The sequence below is a fragment of the Streptomyces sp. NPDC093111 genome, from assembly GCF_040683955.1.
GTDB lineage: Bacteria > Actinomycetota > Actinomycetes > Streptomycetales > Streptomycetaceae > Streptomyces.
Window position 1 is genome coordinate 290,882 of record NZ_JBFBNW010000014.1, and the last position, 19,524, is coordinate 310,405.

At 74.2% G+C, this 19,524-nt stretch carries 17 protein-coding genes and 1 rRNA gene; 3 read left to right on the forward strand and 15 right to left on the reverse strand.

The features are described from left to right. Positions 1–4: 4 nt before the first annotated feature. Together AB0Q96_RS25775 and AB0Q96_RS25780 are read right to left on the reverse strand one after the other, a co-directional pair. Positions 5–1,657 (reverse strand): NAD(P)/FAD-dependent oxidoreductase, encoded by a 1,653-nt coding sequence (locus AB0Q96_RS25775; protein WP_365329340.1) that lies wholly within the window; start codon positions 1,655–1,657, stop codon positions 5–7. A gap of 34 nt (positions 1,658–1,691) precedes the next feature. Beyond that, the gene (locus tag AB0Q96_RS25780; protein ID WP_365329343.1) at positions 1,692–3,209 is read right to left on the reverse strand and encodes an APC family permease; all 1,518 of its coding nucleotides are present in this window, start codon (positions 3,207–3,209) and stop codon (positions 1,692–1,694) included. 161 nt (positions 3,210–3,370) lie between these two features. On the opposite strand from AB0Q96_RS25780, the gene AB0Q96_RS25785 reads away from it, so the two are divergent. Further along, positions 3,371–4,993, forward strand: coding sequence for a PucR family transcriptional regulator (locus tag AB0Q96_RS25785; RefSeq protein ID WP_365329345.1), 1,623 nt, complete (start codon positions 3,371–3,373; stop codon positions 4,991–4,993). A gap of 17 nt (positions 4,994–5,010) precedes the next feature. Here the strand turns inward: AB0Q96_RS25785 and AB0Q96_RS25790 are convergent, their stop codons facing one another. The 6 genes from AB0Q96_RS25790 to AB0Q96_RS25815 all read right to left on the reverse strand — a co-directional run bounded on the left by AB0Q96_RS25790 (position 5,011) and on the right by AB0Q96_RS25815 (position 10,847). Beyond that, complete coding sequence (locus AB0Q96_RS25790; RefSeq protein ID WP_365329348.1) at positions 5,011–6,093, reverse strand: glycosyltransferase family 4 protein; 1,083 nt, start codon at positions 6,091–6,093, stop codon at positions 5,011–5,013. A gap of 136 nt (positions 6,094–6,229) precedes the next feature. Beyond that, positions 6,230–6,934: a hypothetical protein gene (locus AB0Q96_RS25795; RefSeq protein ID WP_365329350.1), complete on the reverse strand. Its 705-nt coding sequence runs from the start codon at positions 6,932–6,934 to the stop codon at positions 6,230–6,232. After that, the gene (gene recN, locus AB0Q96_RS25800) at positions 6,934–8,676 is read right to left on the reverse strand and encodes a DNA repair protein RecN (protein WP_365329352.1); all 1,743 of its coding nucleotides are present in this window, start codon (positions 8,674–8,676) and stop codon (positions 6,934–6,936) included. Before recN ends, AB0Q96_RS25795 begins: the two co-directional genes overlap by 1 nt. A gap of 107 nt (positions 8,677–8,783) precedes the next feature. Next, the gene (locus AB0Q96_RS25805) at positions 8,784–9,707 is read right to left on the reverse strand and encodes an NAD kinase (RefSeq protein ID WP_365329354.1); all 924 of its coding nucleotides are present in this window, start codon (positions 9,705–9,707) and stop codon (positions 8,784–8,786) included. After that, a complete protein-coding gene (locus AB0Q96_RS25810) occupies positions 9,704–10,519 on the reverse strand; it encodes a TlyA family RNA methyltransferase (protein ID WP_365329356.1) in 816 nt (271 codons plus the stop codon). Before AB0Q96_RS25810 ends, AB0Q96_RS25805 begins: the two co-directional genes overlap by 4 nt. Before the next feature lie 7 nt (positions 10,520–10,526). Next, positions 10,527–10,847 (reverse strand): hypothetical protein, encoded by a 321-nt coding sequence (locus AB0Q96_RS25815; protein WP_365329359.1) that lies wholly within the window; start codon positions 10,845–10,847, stop codon positions 10,527–10,529. Positions 10,848–10,889: 42 nt separating this feature from the next. On the opposite strand from AB0Q96_RS25815, the gene AB0Q96_RS25820 reads away from it, so the two are divergent. Then, positions 10,890–11,237, forward strand: coding sequence for an SCP2 sterol-binding domain-containing protein (locus AB0Q96_RS25820; RefSeq protein ID WP_365329361.1), 348 nt, complete (start codon positions 10,890–10,892; stop codon positions 11,235–11,237). 35 nt (positions 11,238–11,272) lie between these two features. Here the strand turns inward: AB0Q96_RS25820 and AB0Q96_RS25825 are convergent, their stop codons facing one another. The 4 genes from AB0Q96_RS25825 to AB0Q96_RS25840 all read right to left on the reverse strand — a co-directional run bounded on the left by AB0Q96_RS25825 (position 11,273) and on the right by AB0Q96_RS25840 (position 15,586). Further along, positions 11,273–12,196, reverse strand: coding sequence for an ABC transporter ATP-binding protein (locus AB0Q96_RS25825; protein WP_365329363.1), 924 nt, complete (start codon positions 12,194–12,196; stop codon positions 11,273–11,275). Between the two features lie 161 nt (positions 12,197–12,357). Next, on the reverse strand, positions 12,358–13,392 hold the full coding sequence (locus AB0Q96_RS25830; RefSeq protein WP_365329366.1) for an iron chelate uptake ABC transporter family permease subunit: 1,035 nt from the start codon (positions 13,390–13,392) through the stop codon (positions 12,358–12,360). After that, positions 13,389–14,348, reverse strand: a complete 960-nt coding sequence (locus tag AB0Q96_RS25835; protein ID WP_365329368.1) for an iron chelate uptake ABC transporter family permease subunit — start codon at positions 14,346–14,348, stop codon at positions 13,389–13,391. The genes AB0Q96_RS25830 and AB0Q96_RS25835 overlap by 4 nt, the downstream gene beginning before the upstream one ends. Positions 14,349–14,527: 179 nt before the next feature. After that, positions 14,528–15,586, reverse strand: coding sequence for an HAD hydrolase-like protein (locus AB0Q96_RS25840; protein ID WP_365329370.1), 1,059 nt, complete (start codon positions 15,584–15,586; stop codon positions 14,528–14,530). Positions 15,587–15,671: 85 nt separating this feature from the next. Between AB0Q96_RS25840 and AB0Q96_RS25845 the strand changes: the two genes are divergently transcribed. Continuing rightward, positions 15,672–16,958: a DUF1015 domain-containing protein gene (locus AB0Q96_RS25845; RefSeq protein ID WP_365329372.1), complete on the forward strand. Its 1,287-nt coding sequence runs from the start codon at positions 15,672–15,674 to the stop codon at positions 16,956–16,958. Between the two features lie 61 nt (positions 16,959–17,019). Here AB0Q96_RS25845 and AB0Q96_RS25850 read toward each other — a convergent pair whose 3' ends face one another. The 3 genes from AB0Q96_RS25850 to rrf form a co-directional block, all read right to left on the reverse strand. After that, positions 17,020–17,838: a hypothetical protein gene (locus AB0Q96_RS25850; RefSeq protein ID WP_365329374.1), complete on the reverse strand. Its 819-nt coding sequence runs from the start codon at positions 17,836–17,838 to the stop codon at positions 17,020–17,022. After that, complete coding sequence (locus tag AB0Q96_RS25855; protein ID WP_365329376.1) at positions 17,823–19,256, reverse strand: hypothetical protein; 1,434 nt, start codon at positions 19,254–19,256, stop codon at positions 17,823–17,825. The genes AB0Q96_RS25850 and AB0Q96_RS25855 overlap by 16 nt, the downstream gene beginning before the upstream one ends. Positions 19,257–19,432: 176 nt before the next feature. Beyond that, positions 19,433–19,524 (reverse strand): 5S ribosomal RNA (rrf, locus tag AB0Q96_RS25860); the annotation flags it as partial.

Below are 19,524 nucleotides of genomic sequence, written 5' to 3' on the forward strand. Positions count from 1 at the left end.
CCGTTCACCGCAGGGCCGCGATCACCTCCTTCGCGGCCCGCTCGCCCTCGGTGGCGCCGCCCTCCATGAAGCCCTGGAAGTCGTACGAGCAGTGCTCGCCGCCGAGGTGGATCCGGCCCTGCGCGACGCCCTCGTAGCCGGCGTACCGGTGGAGGTAGCCCGTCGGCCAGTACGAGTAGGCCCCGAGCGCGTACGGGTTCTCGTGCCAGGCGGAGAGCTGGGCGCGGCCCGTGTACGCCCGGGAGGTGCCGGGGAAGAAGGCGTCGATGCCCGCCAGCCGGCGGGTGACGAGGGCGCGCACGTACGGGTCGGACTCGGTGGCGAAGGGCGTGGCCGGGTTGAGGGAGCGGGCCAGGCCGCCGCCGCCGTACTGGAGGAGGATGCCGCCGGTGCCGCCCTGGACCTTGGTGGTGTCCCAGGTCTGCTGCACCTCGGTGTCGGTGAAGCAGTCCCCGGCCGAGACCCCGGGCCAGGGGCCGGTGCCGCGCCAGGGGCGGGTGGCGAACTGCATGTTGAGCTTGGTGCAGTAGCCCATCCGGGCGTCCCGCAGCAGGTCGGTCATGAGCGGGTCGAAACCGGCCCGGGTCAGGTCGAGGCGCTGGAGGACGGGCAGCGGCACGCACAGGACGGTGTGGTCGGCGGTGACGGTCCGGGTGGCGCCCGCCTCGGTGAAGGTGAGCGTCTGGGTGCCGTCGGCGTTGGCCCGTACGGCGTCGAGCGACCAGCCCATCCGCAGGGTGCCCGGGTTCAGGGCCCCGGCGACGGCGTGGGGCAGCCGGTCGTTGCCGCCGACGACGTGGTAGCGCTCGTTGGACAGGCCCCACACGTTGAAGTTGCCCGGATTGGTCTGGTAGCCCATCAGCAGGACCAGGGCGAGCGCGGACTGGTCGGTGGTGTCGGCCCCGTACTCGACGTTGTAGGCGACGTCGAGGAAGCGCCCGAGCGGCGAGGTGTGGCCGCCCGGCACGCGCCTGTCGATCCACTCGTACAGCGACATGTCGTCGAGCGCGGTGCCGGTGGGCGTGGTCCGGTTCCAGTACACCTCGCCCGCCTCCGACACATCGCGGCGGAGCGCCTGGTAGACGGCGTTGAAGTCGGCGTCGGCCTGGGCGCGCGGGTAGTAGGCGCCGCCGAACCAGAGGACTTCCTCGGCCCCGTTGGGTCCGCCGCCGAGGAAGTCCTCGGTGGCCAGGCCGAAGCGGCGGCAGAGCTCCAGGATCTTCTTGTGGCCGGTGTCGATGAGCTCGCCGCCGATCTCGGAGGTCTGCCCGTACGCCCAGTGCGCGCGCTGGGTCCACATCCGGCCGCCGACGCGGTCGGGGTTGGCCTCGTAGAGGGCGGGGGTGAGGCCCGCGTCCTGGAGGGTGAGGGCCGCGGTGAGTCCGGCGATGCCGGCGCCGACGACGGCCACCCGGGCGCCGTCCTTGACCGGCGGGTTCGGCGTGGCGGCCGCGGCGGGCAGGGCCGTACCGGCGGAGACGGCGACTCCGGCGGCCGCGGCGTACTTCAGGAGGGTGCGCCGGCCGGGGCCGTCGGCCCTCTCCCTGGCGTCGGCCCGCAGGCCGCGCAGTTCGTCGACGGGGAGTCCGAGGCGCCGGGCCGCGGCGTGTTCGGCGGCCAGGTTCTTCAGGAGGTGCATCGGGTTGGTGCGTGCCATGGGGCGCTCCTGGTGATCGTCCGGGTGGGAGGGATCAGCTCTGCGGTACGGCGGCGGGGACGGGCCCGGTGCTGTCGTCGGCGCGTTCGGCGGCGTCCTCCAGGACGATCCGGCCGATGATCTCGTAGCGCTCGGGGCGCCGGGCCTTGAGGTAGAGGCCGAGGCCGAGGCCGCCGAAGAAGACGACGCCGACGATCCACGGGATGGCCTCGAAGAAGAGGGAGTCGGCGGCGAGCCCGGCCGCCGTCTGCATGTTCATCACGAGCAGGACGACGACGGCGGTCATGCCGATGCCGCCGAGGAGCGGGGCGGTCAGCGTCCTGAACCAGTGCCGGTCCTCGGGGTGGTTCTTGCGGAAGTAGCCGATGACGGCGAAGGAGCAGAGGGTCTGCACGATGAGGATCGCCATCGTGCCGAGGATCGCGAGGAGCGTGTAGAGGTGGATGTACGGGTCCTGGCCGGTGACCCAGAAGGCGCCGACGAGGACGACGGCGATGACGCTCTGCACGAAGGAGGCGAGGTACGGCGAGCCGTGCCGGGGATGGGTGCGGCCGAGCGCCGGGTGGAGGAAGCCCTCGCGGCCGATGGCGTACAGGTAGCGGGAGGCGCACTGGTGGAAGGCCATGCCGCAGGCGAAGGAGCCGGTGAGCAGCAGCCACTGGAAGGCGTCGACGGCCCAGGCGCCGATGAAGGTCTGGGTGGGCGCGAAGAACAGGTCGAGGGGGCTGGCGGAGGCGGACAGCTTCACCGAGCCGGCCAGGCCGTTGCCGGCGATGGTCATCCAGGAGACGTAGATGTAGAAGAGGCCGACGCCGACGACGGAGATCAGCGTCGCCCGCGGGATCACCCGCTTGGGGTCGCGGGACTCCTCCCCGTACATCGCGGTCGATTCGAAGCCCACCCAGGACCAGAAGGCGAAGAAGAGCCCGAGCCCGGCGGAGGCGCCGGTGAAGGCGTTCTTCGGGTTGACCGGCTCCAGCGGGATGCCGTCCGGGCCGCCGCCGGCGATCAGGACGGCGGTGGCGACGGCGAACAGCACCGCGATCTCGGCCACCAGCATCACGCCGAGCGCCTTGGCGGTGAGGTTGATGTCGAAGTACGAGAGGACGGCGGTGATCGCGAGCATCACCGCCGCGTAGCCGACCCACGGCAGGTCCACGCCGAGCTGGTCGGCCACCGTCGTCTTGGCGAAGTAGGCGAAGACACCGACGATCGAGGCCTCGAAGACGATGTACGCGAGGACGGCGAGCATGCCGGAGGCCATGCCGGCGATCCGGCCGAGGCCGTGCGAGATGAAGCCGTAGAAGGCGCCGGCGGCGGTGATCCGCTTCGCCATGGCCACGTAGCCGACCGAGAAGACGGTCAGGACGACGGTCGCGAAGAGATAGCCGGCCGGGGCGCCGACGCCGTTGCCGAAGCCGACGGCGATGGGGAGGTTGCCGGTCATCGCCGTGATCGGGGCCGCCGTGGCGACCGCCATGAAGACGACTCCGACGAGGCCGACCGAGTTCGCCTTGAGCCGGTGGACCTCTGGGGTGGGGTTCTCTGCCATGCCGCGAGAGCATCCTCCCGGGTGACGTAGGCCACAATCGACAGGCGGTCGCACAATTCCCGCCACGGTGCGACGAGTTGTCGCCCTGATGGACGAAGCGTCCGCTCCGGTGACGCCCCGGTGATGTTCCCGTAACCCGTACGCGGGTAGCGTCCGGCCCCATGGACAATCAGGGCGGGATCACCGTGCAGCGGGCCCTCGAACTGCCGGGCCTGCGCAGCGGGCTCCCGGAGGTCGTCGCCGGCGCCGACCGGCTGCAGCGGACCGTGCGCTGGGTGCACGCCGGCGAGGTGCCGAACATCGCCTCGCTGCTCAAGGGCGGCGAGCTGCTGCTCACCACGGGCCTCGGGCTCGGCACCCGGCCGGCCGAGCAGCGCGCCTTCGTGCGGCGGCTCGCCGAACGGGGCATCGCGGCCCTCGTCGTCGAGCTCGGCCCGCGCTTCGCCCGGCTGCCGGCGACGATAGTGGAGACCGCCCGGGCGACCGGCCTCCCCCTGGTCCAGCTGCACCGCGAGGTCCCCTTCGTCGCCGTCACGGAGGAGATCCACACCGAGATCGTCAACGGCCACTACGCCCTCCAGCGCCAGGCCGAGGAGGTCCACCGGCAGTGCACCGAGGCACTGCTCGGCGGCGGCGGGGTGCCGCAGGTGCTGCGCATCCTCGCCGACTTCTCCCTCAACCCGGTCTTCCTGGAGACCGCCGACGGACAGCTCCTGTACGCGGCGGGCACCGAGTCCGGGCCCGCGGACCCGCTCCAGGTCTGGGACGGACTGCGCGGCCAGCGGGCGGCCCGCGAGTCCGGGCCGCCGGTCGGCTCCGTCCTGGTCGACGTGCCCGGCGGAGGCCCCGGCTCGGGCAGCGTACGGGCCCGTCTGGTCCTGCTCGCCGTCTCCACCCCGCTCGCCCCCGTGCACCGGATGGCCGCCGAGCGCGCCGCCGGGCTGCTCGCGGTCGTCCTGATGCAGGCCCGGCAGGAGGAGGAGCTGGCGGCCCGCGGCCGCGGCGACTTCCTCACCGACCTCGCCGAGGGCCGCATCTCGGCCGAGGACGCCCCGGCACAGGCCCGGGTCCTCGGCTTCAAGCCCGGCGACGGGCCGCTGCTGCCGGTGGTCATGCGGCTGGCCTCCGAACTGTCCGCGTCCGGCAACTGGGCGCTGCTCGCCCGCGCCGTCCTGGAGGAGCTCTCCTCCGTCGGCGTCCCCGTCCTGCTTGGCGTCCGCCCGGTCGAGGGCCGGGTGCCGCTCCTGCTCGGCCTGCGCTCGGAGTCGGAGCGCACCGCGGTCGCCGACCGGGTCGCGGCGGCGCTGCGGGCGGGCGTGGAGCGGGCCGGCCTGGAGCGGTCCGGCGTCCACCCGCCGGTCGTCGTGGTGGGCGTCGCGGGCGGCTGGGCCGCCGCGTCGGCGGGGCTGCGGCACGCGGCGGAGACGGCGACGGCGGCGCAGGGCCTGTCGGAGCTGCCCTGGTACGACGCCCGGCGCCTCGACACCGACCTGCTCCTGTGGCGGCTGCGGGACCACCCGGACCTGGCGGCCTTCGTGGACCGCGCGATCGGCCCCCTCCGCGACCACGACCGCACCTCGCGCCCGCCGCTCCTGCCCACCCTGGAGACCTACCTGGCGCACGCGGGCCGCAAGGCGGAGACGGCCCGCGAGCTCCACCTCAACCGCCAGACCCTCTACAACCGCCTGGCCCGCATCTCCGAACTCCTCGGCACGGACCTGGACGACCCCCAGACGGTCCTGGCCCTGTCCCTGGCCCTACGCGCCCGCCGCCACACCTCGTAGCCCGGGGCAGGCGCGCGCTACCGCTCCGACAGCTCGTCGTACACGCTCAGGACGTGCGCGACGGTCTCGTCCTCCGTCGGCCATGTCCGCGCCTGCACCCGCCCCGCCGCCGCCAGGTCCATCCGCCGTTCGGCGTCGTCCAGCAGCTCGCGGACCACGCCGGCCAGCGCCCCAGGGTCCCCGTACGGCACGAGTTCGGCCGCGTCGCCGACGAGCTCCGGCACGCCGCCGACGGCCGTCGCCACGAGGGGCACGCCGAGCCGGAGGGCTTCCTGCGCCAGCAGGGAGCGGGCCTCCCAGCGGGACGGCAGGACGGCGACGTCCGCCGCCGCGAGCAGCTCCGCCACGTCCTCGCGGCGCCCGATGAGCCGGACGGGGAGCCGCTCCTCCTCGATGCGGCGCTGCATCGCCGCCCGCTCGGGCCCCTCCCCCGCGATCACCAGCAGCGGCTGCGGATCCAGGTCCCGCCACACCCGCGCCGCGTCGAGCAGCGTCCGGTACCCCCGCCCCGGCTGGAGCGCGCCCACGGCCATCAGCAACGGCCGCGCCACGGCGCCGAGTTCGGCCCGCGCCTTGCCGTCGTGCAGGCAGACGGGGGCGTACGAGGGCGGTACGGTCACCGGCGCGAGCCGGGCGTCCCGGGCGCCGCGCCGGCGCGCGCGGTCGACCAGCTCCGAGGAGGTGCCGAGCACGACGGCCGCCGCCCGTACGGTCCTTCGCTCCAGGAGCCGGACCAGCCCGGCCCGCGCCCCGGCCAGCTGGCTGCGGGTGTGCCAGGTCGTCACGAGCGGCATCCGGGGCCCGCCGCCGGAGAGGGCGAGCGCGGCCCGCACGGACGCGTCGAGACCGTGCGCGTGGACGAGGTCCGCGCCGATGGCGACGTTGCGGAGCGTGGTGACCGCCGCGGGCCCGCCGTGGCGCGGGGTCGGCACGAACTGGGCGCCGGCGCCCACGAAGTCGTAGGCGTGGTCGAGTTCGGGCGCGGCGCACACGGTCACCCGCACGCCCCTCGCCACCAGCCCCGAGGCAAGTGATCTGACGTGCGCGCTGCTTCCCGCGCTGCCGCCGCCGAGCACCTGGACCGTACGGAGCTGTGTCACGCGCCCAAGGATGCCAGTCCGTACGCACGTTCCGGCACCGAAGTGACGTCGTTGCCGCTCCGGGCGCCTCAACTTACCGACCGGGATCACCCACACGGGTGATCCCGGGCCGAGGCACGGCCCACCGCGCGCGGCCTCAGCCGGCGCACTCCGCGTACACCGCCGCCGCGACCAGACCCGCCGCGTGGACGGCCAGACCGAACCGCCCGTTCCCGGCGGCGATGGCCGCGCCGACCCCCGCGCCCAGGGCCTGCGCGCCGGTGTCGCCGAGCATGGTCTGCTCGGCGAGGTCGTCGCCGAGGACGACGGCCACGGCCCCCATGGGCGCGGCGGCCTGCGGCCCCCGCAGCAGCCCGGGCGCGCCGAGCGCGAGCACGAGGAGCCCGGCCCGGCCCGGCCGTACGTCGGCCAGGTTGACGAGGTGGGCGGTCCCGGCGATGACGGTCGCGGCGAGGACCTTGTCGAGCGGGCGTTCCTTCAGCAGCGCCCCGGCCACCAAGGCGGCGGCGCCGATCCCGACCAGCTTGACGGCCCCGCCGGTCACCTCGCCGTCCCGCAGCGCCGCCAGATGCGCCCGGAACCCGCGCCGGTCGCCGCCCCGCACGTCGTCGTACGCCCCGCACGCCCCGGCCGCGAGGACGGCGAGGACCGCGGGAGCACCGCCGGCCCCCGCCGCGGCGCCCGCGGCGGCACCGAGGGCGGTCGCGGGTCCCGCGTGCAGCGGGACGCGCCGCCCGGCGTGGTTGTCGCGCTCCCAGCGGGGGTCGCGCAGCCGCCGCAGCCCCTCGTACACGCCCCGGGACACCCCGGCCGCCACGGCGAAGCCGCCGAGCCGGCCCATCAGGCGTCGGCCCGGGCCGTCGCGAGGAGCTCCTCGGCGTGCGCCCGCGCGGTCTCGGAGTCCTCCTGGCCCGCGAGCATCCGGGACAGCTCCCGCACCCGGTCCTCGCCCTCCAGGACGGTGACGCCGGAGCGGGTGACGGAGCCGTCGTTGGTCTTCTCCACGAGCAGCTGGCGGTCGGCGAAGGCCGCCACCTGGGGCAGGTGGGTGACGACCACGACCTGCGCGGTCTTCGCCAGCTTGGCGAGCCGGCGCCCGATCTCGACGGCCGCCTTGCCGCCGACGCCCGCGTCGACCTCGTCGAAGAGGTACGTCGGCACCGGGTCCGTCCCGGCGAAGACCACCTCGACGGCGAGCATCACCCGGGACAGCTCGCCGCCGGACGCGCCCTTCGCGATCGGCCGCGGCGGGGCGCCCGGGTGCGGGGCGAGCAGCAGCTCGACCTCGTCGGCGCCGGACGGCGTGTAGGCGACCCGCCGGCCGCCGACCTCGACGCCGTCGGGGTCCTCGGTCTGCCGGATCGCGAACGACACCCGCGCGTGCGGCATGGCCAGCGAGGCCAGTTCGGCGGTGACGGCGGCGGCGAACCGGTCCGCGGCCTCCGTACGGGCGTCGGTGAGGCGCTGCGCGAGCACCGAGAGGCCGTCGCGCAGCCGGTCCCGCTCCTCGGTCAGCTCGTCGACGCGCTCGTCGTCGCCGTCCAGCTCGGTGAGCCGGGTGGCGCTCTCCTCGGCCCAGGCGAGCACGGCCGCGATGTCGGCCCCGTACTTGCGGGTGAGCTGGGTGAGCGCGGCGCGGCGCTCCTCGACGGCGGCGAGCCGCAGCGGGTCGGCGTCCAGGTCGTCGGCGTATCCGGCGAGCTCGCCCGCGACGTCGGAGAGCAGGATGGAGATCTCGCCCATCCGGTCCCCGAGCGCGGCCAGCGCAGGGTCGTGCGCCCGCACGGCCTCCAGGGCCCGGCCCGCGCCCGCGACGAGCATCGTCGCGTCGACGGCCTCGGGGTCCTCCGGCTGGCCCGCGAGGGCGGCGTGCGCGAGGGCGGCGGCGGAGGCCAGGGACTCGGCGTGACCGAGCCGCTCCGCCTCGGCGGCCAGCTCGGCGTCCTCGCCGGGCAGCGGCGCGACGGCCTCGATCTCGCCGAGCCCGAAGCGCAACAGGTCGGCCTCCTGGGCCCGCTCCCGGGCCCGGGTGGTGATCTCCTCCAGCTCGGCGGTGACGGCCCGCAGGCGCTTGTACGCCTCGCCGTACGCGCCGAGCGGCACGGCGACGGCGTCGCCCGCGTACCGGTCGAGGGCGCCGCGCTGCCGGGCCGGCTTGAGCAGGCCCTGCTGGTCGGTCTGGCCGTGCACGGCCACCAGCTCGTCGGCGAGCTCGGCGAGCAGCCCCACGGGCACGGAGCGCCCGCCCAGGTGCGCCCGGGAGCGCCCTTCGGCCGAGACGGTACGGCTGACGAGCAGCGCGCCGTCGTCGAGCTCGGCGCCCGCCTCCTCGGCGCGCGCGGCGACCGCCGCGCCCGGGGGCAGCGCGATGCGCCCCTCGACGACGGCGGCACCCGCCCCGATCCGTACGAGCGCCGGGTCGGCGCGCCCGCCGAGCAGCAGCCCGAGGCTGGTCACCACCATGGTCTTGCCCGCACCGGTCTCACCGGTCACCGCGGTGAACCCTGGCGACAGCTCGACCACAGCGTCGTCGATGACTCCGAGCGACCGTATCCGCATCTCCTCCAACACGGAGAAGACCATACGAGGTCCGGGCACCGCTGTGCGACGGCCCCTGCCGACCGGGGACGAACCCGCAGGTCGGAGGGGCCTTGTGTCACCCACCGGAGTGGCTCTCCGGACCGGCGCCGTCAGTGCGGCGCGCCGCGCCAGCCGGAGACGGGCAGGGCGAACTTCGCCACCAGGCGGTCGGTGAAGGAGGCGTGGTGCAGCCGGGCGAGCCGGACCGGGACGGCGCCCCGCCGGACCTCGACCCGGGCGCCCGCCGGCAGCTCCACCGTCCGCCGCCCGTCGCACCACAGCACCCCGTGCGGGGTGTGCGGCTCGACCTCGACCTCGAGCACCGAGTCGGGCGTGGTGACCAGCGGCTTGGCGAACAGGGCGTGCGCCCCGATCGGCACCATGAGCAGCGCCTCGACCTCGGGCCAGATCACCGGCCCGCCGGCGGAGAACGCGTACGCGGTCGAGCCGGTCGGCGTGGCGCAGATGACGCCGTCGCAGCCGAAGCCGGTCACCGGCCGCCCGTCGACGGCGAGGACGACCTCCAGCATCCGCTCCGGGGACACCTTCTGCACGGCCGCCTCGTTGAGCGCCCAGTCCCGGTGCAGGACGTCGCCGTTCTGGTAGACGGTGACGTCGAGGGTCATCCGCTCCTCGACCTCGTACGCCTTGGTGACGACCCGGTCGACGACCTTGTCGAGGTCGTCGCGCTCCGCCTCGGCGAGGAAGCCGACCCGGCCGAGGTTGACGCCGAGCATCGGCACCCCGGAGGCGCGGGAGAACTCCGAGCCGCGCAGGAGGGTGCCGTCGCCGCCGAGGACGATGAGGAGTTCACAGCCGTCGAGCGCGTCGGAGCAGGCCTCGGGGACCTTCTCGACGGACGGCGGCAGCGGCAGATCGGCCGCCTCCGCCTCCAGGACGCGGACCCCGATGCCGCTGCGGAGCAGCCCGAGGACGACGAGTTCGGCGCTGCGCACGGCGGCCGGCCGGCCGGTGTGCGCGAGCAGGAAGACGGTACGGGTGGTGTCGGTCGAGGTGCTCGAACCAGTGCTCAACGAGGTCCTTCCGCCACGGCGCGGTCGACGTCCGCCGGATCAAGGGCGGGCGCCCCGGCCCGCAGCCACAGAAAGTACTCGACGTTGCCGGAGGGACCGGGCAGCGGGCTCGCCGTCACGCCGAGGACACCGAGTCCGAGCTCGCCGGCCCGCCGGGCCACGTTCTTCACGGCGTCGGCGCGGAGTTCGGTGCTGCGGACGACTCCGCCGGTGCCGAGCCGCTCCTTGCCCACCTCGAACTGCGGCTTGACCATCAGGACGAGGTCGGCGCCGGGCCCGGTGCAGGCGGCGAGGGCGGGCAGCACGAGGTGGAGCGGGATGAAGGACAGGTCGCCGACGACGAGGTCGACGGGGATCCCGTCGATGGCGTCGAGGGTCAGCTCGCGCACGTTGGTGCGGTCCTTGACGGTGACCCGCTCGTCGCTCTGCAGCGACCAGGCGAGCTGCCCGTAGCCGACGTCGACGGCGACGACGTGGGCGGCGCCGGCGCGCAGCAGGACGTCGGTGAAGCCGCCGGTGGAGGCGCCCGCGTCGAGGGCGCGGCGGCCCTCGATCCGGAGCCCCTGCGGCACGAAGGCGGCGAACGCGCCGGCCAGCTTGTGCCCGCCGCGCGAGACGTAGTCGGGGTCGGCGTCGTCCTGGGCGACGACGATGGCCGCGGCGGTCTCCACCTGGGTGGCGGGCTTGGTGGCGACGGTCTTGCCGACGGTCACCCGGCCCGCGGCGATCAGCTGGCTGGCGTGCTCGCGCGAGCGCGCCAGCTTGCGCCGTACCAGCTCGGCGTCGAGACGGCGGCGGACCACTCCTGCCACGTTCGGTTCAGCTCCTGTTGTCGTACGGACGGGGGGCGGGGCGCTCGTCGAGCGAGGTCAGCTCGGCGCGCAGCCCACGGTGTACATCCTCGTACACGTCGAGGTGTCCGTCGGCCGTGAGGTGGTCGGCGTCGCCGAGCCGGTCCAGGAGCGCGTCGACGGCGGGCCGCCCGGTGGGGGTCCGCACGACGCCGAGCGGCGCGGGCCCGGCGGGCTCGTAGGGGTCCGCCTCCGGGGCCTCGTCGGGCGGGAGGTGCTCCTCGCCGGGGTCCGCCGGGGCGCCGTCGGCCCGCCTGGCACCGGCGGGGTTCGGGTGCGCGTCACTCATGGCCCGACGCTATCGCGAAGCGCTGGGGTACCGTCGACGGCGATGGCGACGATCACGGAGTGCCGAGGCGCACTGAGCAGACTTTCCGACAACCTCGCGCGGGCGGACGGCGGGGTGCGCGGCGCCGCCGCGTTCGACCGCACCCTGAGCTGCCACCTGACCGATCTCGACACGACCTTCACCGGCCGTCTCGTGGACGGCCGGATCGAGGTCGAGGACACCGTGGCGGGCCCGCCGCCCGGCAAGGCCCAGATCCGGCTGCGGATGACCGGGGACGACCTGGTGGCGATGGTGGGCGGCGAGCTGAACTTCGCGAAGGCCTGGGCCTCCGGCCGGGTCGGCCTGGAGGCGGGCTTCCGCGACCTGCTGCGCCTGCGGTCGCTGCTCTAGCCACGGGCGGCGCCGGGCGGCCGGTCCCGGCGCCCTCAGGTCGCCGGCGCGGGCTCCGCCAGCGCGGCGGCCTTCGGGGCCTGAGGGGCCTGCGCGGCCTGCGGGTCCTGAGGGTCCTGAGTGTCCTGAGGGACCGCCACGGGTCCGCGTGCCGCCCGTGCCTTGCGTCCCGCCGGGACGACCAGCGGCGTGCCGGTCTCCGGGTCCTCGATGACCTGGCAGCGCAGTCCGAAGACCCGCTCGACGAGTTCCGCCGTGACCACCTCGGACGGCGGCCCCTCGGCGACGACCTCGCCGTCGCGGCAGGCGATGAGGTGGGTGGCGTACCGGGCGGCGTGGTTGAGGTCGTGCAGGACGGCGACGAGGGTGCGGCCCTGGTTCTCGTGGAGTTCGGCGCACAGGTCGAGGACGTCGATCTGGTGCTGGATGTCGAGGAAGGTGGTCGGCTCGTCGAGGAGCAGCAGCGGGGTCTGCTGGGCGAGGGCCATGGCGATCCAGACCCGCTGCCGCTGACCGCCGGAGAGCTCGTCGACGTACCGCTCGGCGAGTTCGGCGACCCCGGTCGAGGCCATCGACTCCTGCACGATCCGCTCGTCCTCGGGCGACCACTGGCGCAGCAGCCCCTGGTGGGGGTAGCGGCCTCGGGCGACGAGGTCGGCGACGGTGATGCCGTCGGGGGCGATGGAGGACTGCGGCAGCAGGCCGAGGGTCCTGGCGACCTTCTTGGCGGGCAGCGACTGGATCGCCTGCCCGTCGAGCAGGACCCGCCCCTGGGTGGGCTTGAGCATCCGGGAGAGGGCGCGCAGCAGAGTGGACTTGCCGCAGGCGTTGGGGCCGACGATGACGGTGAAGGAGTTGTCGGGGATCGCGACGCTGAGGTCGCGGGCGATGACCCGCTGGTCGTAGGCGAGCGTGACCGACTCGGCCATGAGCCGCTGCGTCTCCTGCTGCGCGTTCATACCCGTGCTCCTGCCCTTGCTCCTGTTGGTGTCCTGCGGGGCCGTTTGCGGCCGGGGGTCCTGCTGAGAGGCGTCCCGCCGAGGGGATTCCTGCGGGAGGGATGCCTGCTGAGGGGATTCCTGCTGAAGAGGTTCCTGCTGGAGAGGTTCCTGCTGGAGGGTCATATCCGGCCCGCCTTGCGCTCGCTGACCAGCAGCCAGAGCAGGTAGCAGCCGCCGAGGACGCCGGTGACGACACCGACCGGCAGCTGCCGCTCGCCGAAGGCGTGCGTGGCGGCCCAGTCGGCGACGAGCAGCAGGGCGGTGCCCATGAGCGCGGAGGCGGCGAGGTTGGGGCCGGGCGAGCGGGTGAGCCGGCGGGCCAGCTGGGGCGCGCTGAGGGAGACGAAGATGATCGGCCCCGCGGCGGCGGTGGCGACGGCGACGAGGAGCACGGCCGAGCCCAGGAGCACGATCCGGGTCCGCTCGACCTTGACCCCGAGGGCGTACGCGGCGTCGTCGCCCATCTCCAGCATGCGCAGCGCCCGCCCGTGGCCGAGGATGACCGGCAGCAGCACGCAGCTGGCGCCCAGCAGCGGCCAGAACTGGGCCCAGTCGCGGCCGTCGAGCGAACCGGTCATCCAGACGGTGGCCCGCGTGGCGTCGACGAGCTGCGCCTTGGTGATGAGGTAGTGGATGACGGCGGTGAGCATGGCGGCGGCGCCGATGCCGATGAGCACCAGCCGGTAGCCGTTCACCCCGCGCTTCCAGGCGAGGAGGTAGATCACGACGCCGGTGACGAGTCCGCCGACGATCGCGCCGCCCGCCGCGGCGGCGGCGCTGCCCTGGAAGAGCACCATGACGGTGAGCGCGCCGACGCTGGCGCCCTGGCCGAAGCCGATGACGTCGGGGCTGCCGAGCGGGTTGCGGGAGACGGACTGGAAGACCGCGCCGCCGACGCCGAGCGCGGCGCCGACGAGGACGGCGACCAGGACCCGCGGCAGCCGCAGCTCCATCACGGCGAACTCCTGTACGGGGGTGCCGTGTCCGAGCAGGGTGGCGACCACGTCGCCGGGCGCGATGGGGAAGTCGCCGCTGCCGATGAGGACGACCGCGGCGGCCGCGGACAGCACGAGCAGGCCGAGGACGGAGACGAGGGCGCGCGGCTCGTACCGTACGGAGAGACCGCCGCCGGTCCGCAGGGTCTTGGTGCTCACAGCGTGGCCATCCTCTTGCGGCGGACGAGACGGATGAAGACGGGCCCGCCGATGAGCGCGGTGACGATGCCGACCTGGAGTTCGGAGGGCCGGGCCACGACCCGGCCGACGATGTCGGAGCCGAGCAGGAGCACGGGCGACAGGACGGCCGCGTACGGGAGGATCCAGCGCATGTCGGGGCCGGTGATCGACCGCACGATGTAGGGGACCATCAGGCCGAGGAAGACGATCGGCCCGCACGCGGCGGTCGCGGCCCCGCACATCAGCGTGACCGACAGCATGGCGACGATCCGGGTGCGGTTGAGGTGGGCGCCGAGGGCGCGGGCGGTGTCGTCGCCCATCTCCATGGCGTTCAGCGGCCGGGCGATGAGCAGCGCGAGCACGGCGCCGACCAGGATGAACGGCGCGACCTGCGCGACGGTGTCCATGGAGGCGGAGGCGAGCGAGCCGACCGTCCAGAAGCGCAGCCGGTCCAGGGCGGCGGAGTCCAGCAGCTGCACGGCGTTGACGTACCCGTACAGCGCGGCGGTGGCCGCCGTGCCGGCGAGCGCGAGCCGTACGGGGGTGGCGCTGCGGCTGCCGCCGAGGACGTAGACGACGACGGAGACGACGGCGGCGCCGATGAACGCGAACCAGACGTACGCGTCGGCGTCGGTGACGCCGAGGAACGCGATCGCGGAGACGACGGCGGCGGCGGCGCCCGCGTTGACGCCGAGCAGGCCGGGCTCGGCGAGCGGGTTGCGGGTGAGCCCCTGCATGACGGCGCCGGACAGGCCGAGGGCCAGACCGACGAGCAGCCCGAGGAGGGTGCGGGGCACGCGCACGTCGTGGATGACGATGTCGTTGCGGATGCCGCTGTTCTGGAACAGCCCGTGCCACACATCGCCGAGCGGCACCGGCTTGGCACCGATCATGATGCTCAGGACACAGACCAGCAGCAGGACACCGACGGCCACGACCAGTCCGACGGCACGCAGGGAATTGCGGTGCGACGGTTTCCGGACAGGGCCCAACGGCTCCGCGCTCGCACGGGAGGGACTCTCGACCAACACGAGGTTAGGTTAGCCTACCCTCCCATCGGTGATCGATCCCCTGGACAAGGGGAGACGCCGCCGGCCCGCGACCGGCCGGCCCGTCATCCCAGGCCGAGCCTCCCGAGCGCCTTCCCGGCGTCGAGACCGCACGCCCCCGCGCCCGCGTCCGCCCACGCCGCCGCACACAGCGCGCGGGCGCCGTCCATCGGGTCCAGCGTCTCCCCCACGCCCTCCACCAGGAGCGCGCCGCCGCTCACCGAGGCCGTCCACCCGCCGCACAGGAACGCCCCGTCGGCGCCGTCGGTCACCTCCGGCTGCGCCACGAGCAGCCCCCGCAGGTCGGCCGCCAGATACGTCGGCCGGTGCTCCGGCACCGCCGCGAGGAGCCGCGCCAGGTCCGTGACCCCGGTGAACACGAGCAGCGAGTCCACGTCCCCGTTGAACGCGCCCTCGATGTCCGTGTCCAGCCGGTCGCCGACCACCAGCGGCCGCTCGGCCCCGGTCCGCAGCACCGTCTCGCGGTGCATCGGCGGCAAGGGCTTGCCCGCGACCTTCGGCTCGGCCCCGGTCGCGATCCGCACCACCTCCACGGCCGCCCCGTTGCCCGGCCCGATCCCCCGCGCGCCCGGGATCGTCAGGTCCGTGTTCGAGGCGTACCAGGGCAACCCCCGCGCCACCGCGTAGCTCGCCTCCGCGAACCGCCCCCACGGCAGCTCGGGCCCGCCGTAGCCCTGCACCACCGCCGCCGGATCGTCGTCGGCCGACTCGACCGGCACCAGGCCCCGCTCGCGCAGCGCCACCCGCAGCCCCTCGCCGCCGATCAGCAGCACCCGCGAACCGGGCGGCAGCTCGTCCGCGATCAGCCGGGCCACCGCCTGCGCCGAGGTGATCACGTCCCCGGCCTCCGCCGGCACCCCGAGCTCGGTGAGGTGCTCCGCCACCGCGTGCGGGGTCCGCAGCGCGTTGTTGGTGACGTACGCGAGGTGCATCCCGCCCGCCCGGGCCGTGCCCAGCGCCTCCACGGCGTACGGGATCGCCTGCCCGCCGGCGTAGACCACGCCGTCCAGGTCGAGCAGTGCCGTGTCGTACGCCTCGCTCAGCGCGACCGCACTGCCACTCGGCCGAATCCTGCTGTTCCGGCCCTGGCCGATTCCCGTCATGACCACGTACTCCTCACGTCAACGGGTGAAATTCCCTCACTCCCCCGATCATCGCTCATCGCTACCGGCCACATACGATGACGAGATGAACACTTCAGGTCACGCGGCCGATGACGTCCGCGCCCCAGGACTCCGCCTGGCCCCGTTCCGGGGCCTTCGGTACGTGCCCGCACGGGTCGGCAGCCTGGCAGCCGTGACCTCACCTCCGTACGACGTCGTCGTACGACCTGACGGACTCCACCACCTCGAGTCCGCCGACCCGCACAACATCGTGCGCCTGATCCTGCCCCAGGCCATCACCGCCGGCACCCGCCACCGCAAGGCCGCCGTCACCCTGGACCGCTGGATCGCCGACGGCATCCTCGCCCCGGACCCCGACCCCGCGATCTACGTGTACGAGCAGCGCGGCGACGGCATCCTCCAGCGCGGCCTCATCGGCGCCCTGGAACTGTCCGCGCCCGGCGAGGGCGTCGTCCTCCCCCACGAGGACGTCATGCCGCACGTCGTCGAGGACCGCGCCGCCCTCATGCGCACCACCGCCGCCAACCTGGATCCGCTGCTCCTGACGTACCGAGGCGACGGCGACGGGGCCGGCACGGTGATCGACCGCACCGTCGAGCGCGAGCCGCTGCTCTCCACCACCACCGAGGACGGCTTCCACCACCGCCTCTGGGCGGTCACCAACCCGGCCGACCTGGCCGCCGTCGCCGCCGAGCTGGGCCGCCACCAGGCCCTGATCGCCGACGGCCACCACCGCTGGGCCACGTATCTGCGCCTGCGCGAGGAGCACACCTCGCCCGGCCCGTGGAACTACGGCCTGGTCCTGCTCATCGACACGGCCCGCTATCCGCTGCGGGTCCGCGCGATCCACCGCCTCCTCAACCGCCTCCCGGTCGCCGACGCGCTGGCGGCCGTCGGCGACGCCTTCCGCGTGACGCGCGTCGACGGACCGCTGGCGGCGGCCCAGGAGGCCCTGGCGGCGGCCACGGCGGAGGGCAACGCCTTCGTCCTCGCCGGCGACGGGACCTTCCACCTCCTCGACCGCCCGGACCCGGCGCTGCTGGCCCGCACGATCCGCGCGGACCGCCCCGAGGCATGGCGCACCCTGGACGCGACGGTCCTGCACTCCACCCTCCTGGACCACGTCTGGCACATCCCGGACGAGCCCGAGGACATCGCCTACATCCACGACACGCAGGCCGCCGTCGCCCAGGCCGAGCGGCGCGGCGGTACGGCGGTCCTGATGCACCCGGTGAAGGAGGAGGTCGTCCGCGACCTCGCCCGCCAGGGCGTCACGATGCCCCGCAAGTCGACCTCCTTCGGCCCGAAGCCGGCGACGGGCCTGGTCCTGCGGAGCCTGGCGCTCGACTGACCCCGGACATGACGAAGGGCGCACCCCGCAGGGGGTGCGCCCTTCGTCATGCACTCAGCCGTCAGGCGTCGTCGCGGCCCGCGCGCTCTTCGCGGTCCTCACGCCCTTCGCGGTCCTCACGGTCCGCGAAGTCGTCCTCGTCGTCGTCCGCGTCGTCGGAGCCGTCGATGTCCTCGTCCTCGAACACGTCGTCCTCGACGTCCTCGATCTCGGGGGCCTCGTCGGCGACGTCCTCGTCGTCCTCGTCCTCGAACGCGTCGACGAACTCGACACCGTCGAGCTCGGCGAGCCGGTCGGAGGCGTCCGTGGAGCCGTCCTTGTCGGACTCCAGCGCCTTGGCGAACCACTCGCGCGCCTCGCGCTCGCGGCCGGCCGCCAGCAGGGCGTCGGCGTACGCGTAGCGCAGTCGGGCGGTCCACGGGTGGTTGGCGTTGGACGCCAGCTCGGGGCTCTGCAGGGTCACGATGGCCGCGTCGAGCTGCCCCAGGTCCCGGCGGGCGCCGGCGGCCACGAGCCGCATCTCGACCTGTCCGGCCTTGTCCAGCTTCTGCACCTCGGGCTCGCCGGCCATCGCGAGCGCACGCTCGGGACGGCCCAGACCGCGCTCGCAGTCGGCCATGACGGGCCACAGCTCGACACTGCCGGTCATCCGCCGCGCGGCCCGGAACTCGGCCAGCGCCTCGGAGTACTTCTGCGTCGCGTACGCCGCGAAGCCGGCGGCCTCACGGACGGCCGCGACACGGGAGGCGAGCCGCAGGGCGATGCGCGAGTACTCGTACGCCTTCTCCGGCTCCTCGTCGATCAGCTGGGCGACCATGACCAGGTTGCGGGAGACCTCTTCGGCCAGCCCCTTGGGCAGGCTCATCAGCTCCTGGCGCACGTCCGGGTCGATCTCGTCACCGGTGACCTCCGGCGGGATCGGCAGGCGCTTGATCGGCGCACGGTCCGGACGGTCCCGGTCGTCCCGGCGCCCGAACCCACCACGGTCGTCCCGACCCGGCCCACGGTAGCCGCCCCGGTCGTCCCGACGGTCGTCGCGGCCACGGAAGCCGCCGCCGCCACGCCGGTCGTCGTCACGACGCGGCCCACGGGGCCGCTCGTCCCGCCGGTCGTCCCGGCGGAAGCCGCCACCGCGGTTGTCGTCGCGACGGTCATCGCGCTGGTACGAGGAGGGGCGCTCGTCACGGCGGTCGTCCCGCTGGTACGAGGAGGACGGACGCTCGTCACGCCGCTCGTCGCGACGGAAGGACGGACGCTCGTCGCGGCCACGGTAGCCACCGCCACCGCCGCCACCCCGGTTGTCGTCCCGCCGGTCATCACGCTGGTACGAGGAGGACGGACGGTCGTCACGACGGAAGCCGCCACCACCGCCACCACGGTTGTCGTCCCGACGGTCGTCGCGACGGAAGCCGCCACCGCCCCGGTTGTCATCGCGGCGGTCGTCACGCTGGTACGAGGAGGACGGACGGTCGTCACGGCGGAAGCCGCCGCCACCGCCACGGTTGTCATCCCGACGGTCATCACGGCGGAAGCCACCGCCGGCGCTGCCACCACGGTTGTCGTCGCGGCGGAAGGACGGACGGTCGTCGCGGCCACGGTAGCCACCGCCACCGCCGCCACCCCGGTTGTCGTCCCGACGGTCATCACGCTGGTACGAGGAAGACGGACGGTCGTCGCGACGGAAACCGCCGCCACCACCGCTGCCGCCACCACGGTTGTCATCGCGACGGAAGCCGCCGCCGGTGCCGCCACCACGGTTGTCGTCACGGCGGAAGGACGGACGGTCGTCGCGGCCACGGTAGCCACCGCCACCGCCGCCGCCACGGTTGTCGTCCCGGCGGTCGTCACGCTGGTACGAGGAAGACGGACGGTCGTCACGACGGAAGCCGCCACCACTGCCGCCACCACGGTTGTCGTCACGGCGGAAGCCGCCGCCACCGCCGCTGCCACCGCGGTTGTCGTCGCGACGGAAGCCGCCGCCGGTGCCGCCACCACGGTTGTCATCGCGGCGGAAGGACGGACGGTCGTCGCGGCCACGGTAGCCACCGCCACCGCCGCCGCCACGGTTGTCGTCCCGACGGTCGTCACGCTGGTACGAGGAAGAGGGACGGTCGTCGCGACGGAAACCGCCGCCACCACCGGTGCCGCCGCCACGGTTGTCGTCACGCCGGTCGTCGCGGCGGAAGGGCGGGCGGTCGTCGCGGCCACGGTAGCCGCCGCCACCGCCTCCGCCACGGTTGTCGTCACGGCGCGGCCCACGGAAGCCGCCTCGGTCGCCACCCTCGCGGCGGCGCGCATCGCGCTCCGGACGGTCGTCGGGAGAGTTGGTGGACATCGACGTGACTCCTGTCTTCGGGTACTGCTGTCATTCTCGCGCAGCCGGCACCCCGACGCGCGCTTCAGAAAAATTCAAGGAAAAACAAAAGGACCCCTGGTCCCAGCGTGAACGCTGGGACCAGGGGTCCTGAAATATTGTTCGGCGGCGTCCTACTCTCCCACAGGGTCCCCCCTGCAGTACCATCGGCGCTGAAAGGCTTAGCTTCCGGGTTCGGAATGTAACCGGGCG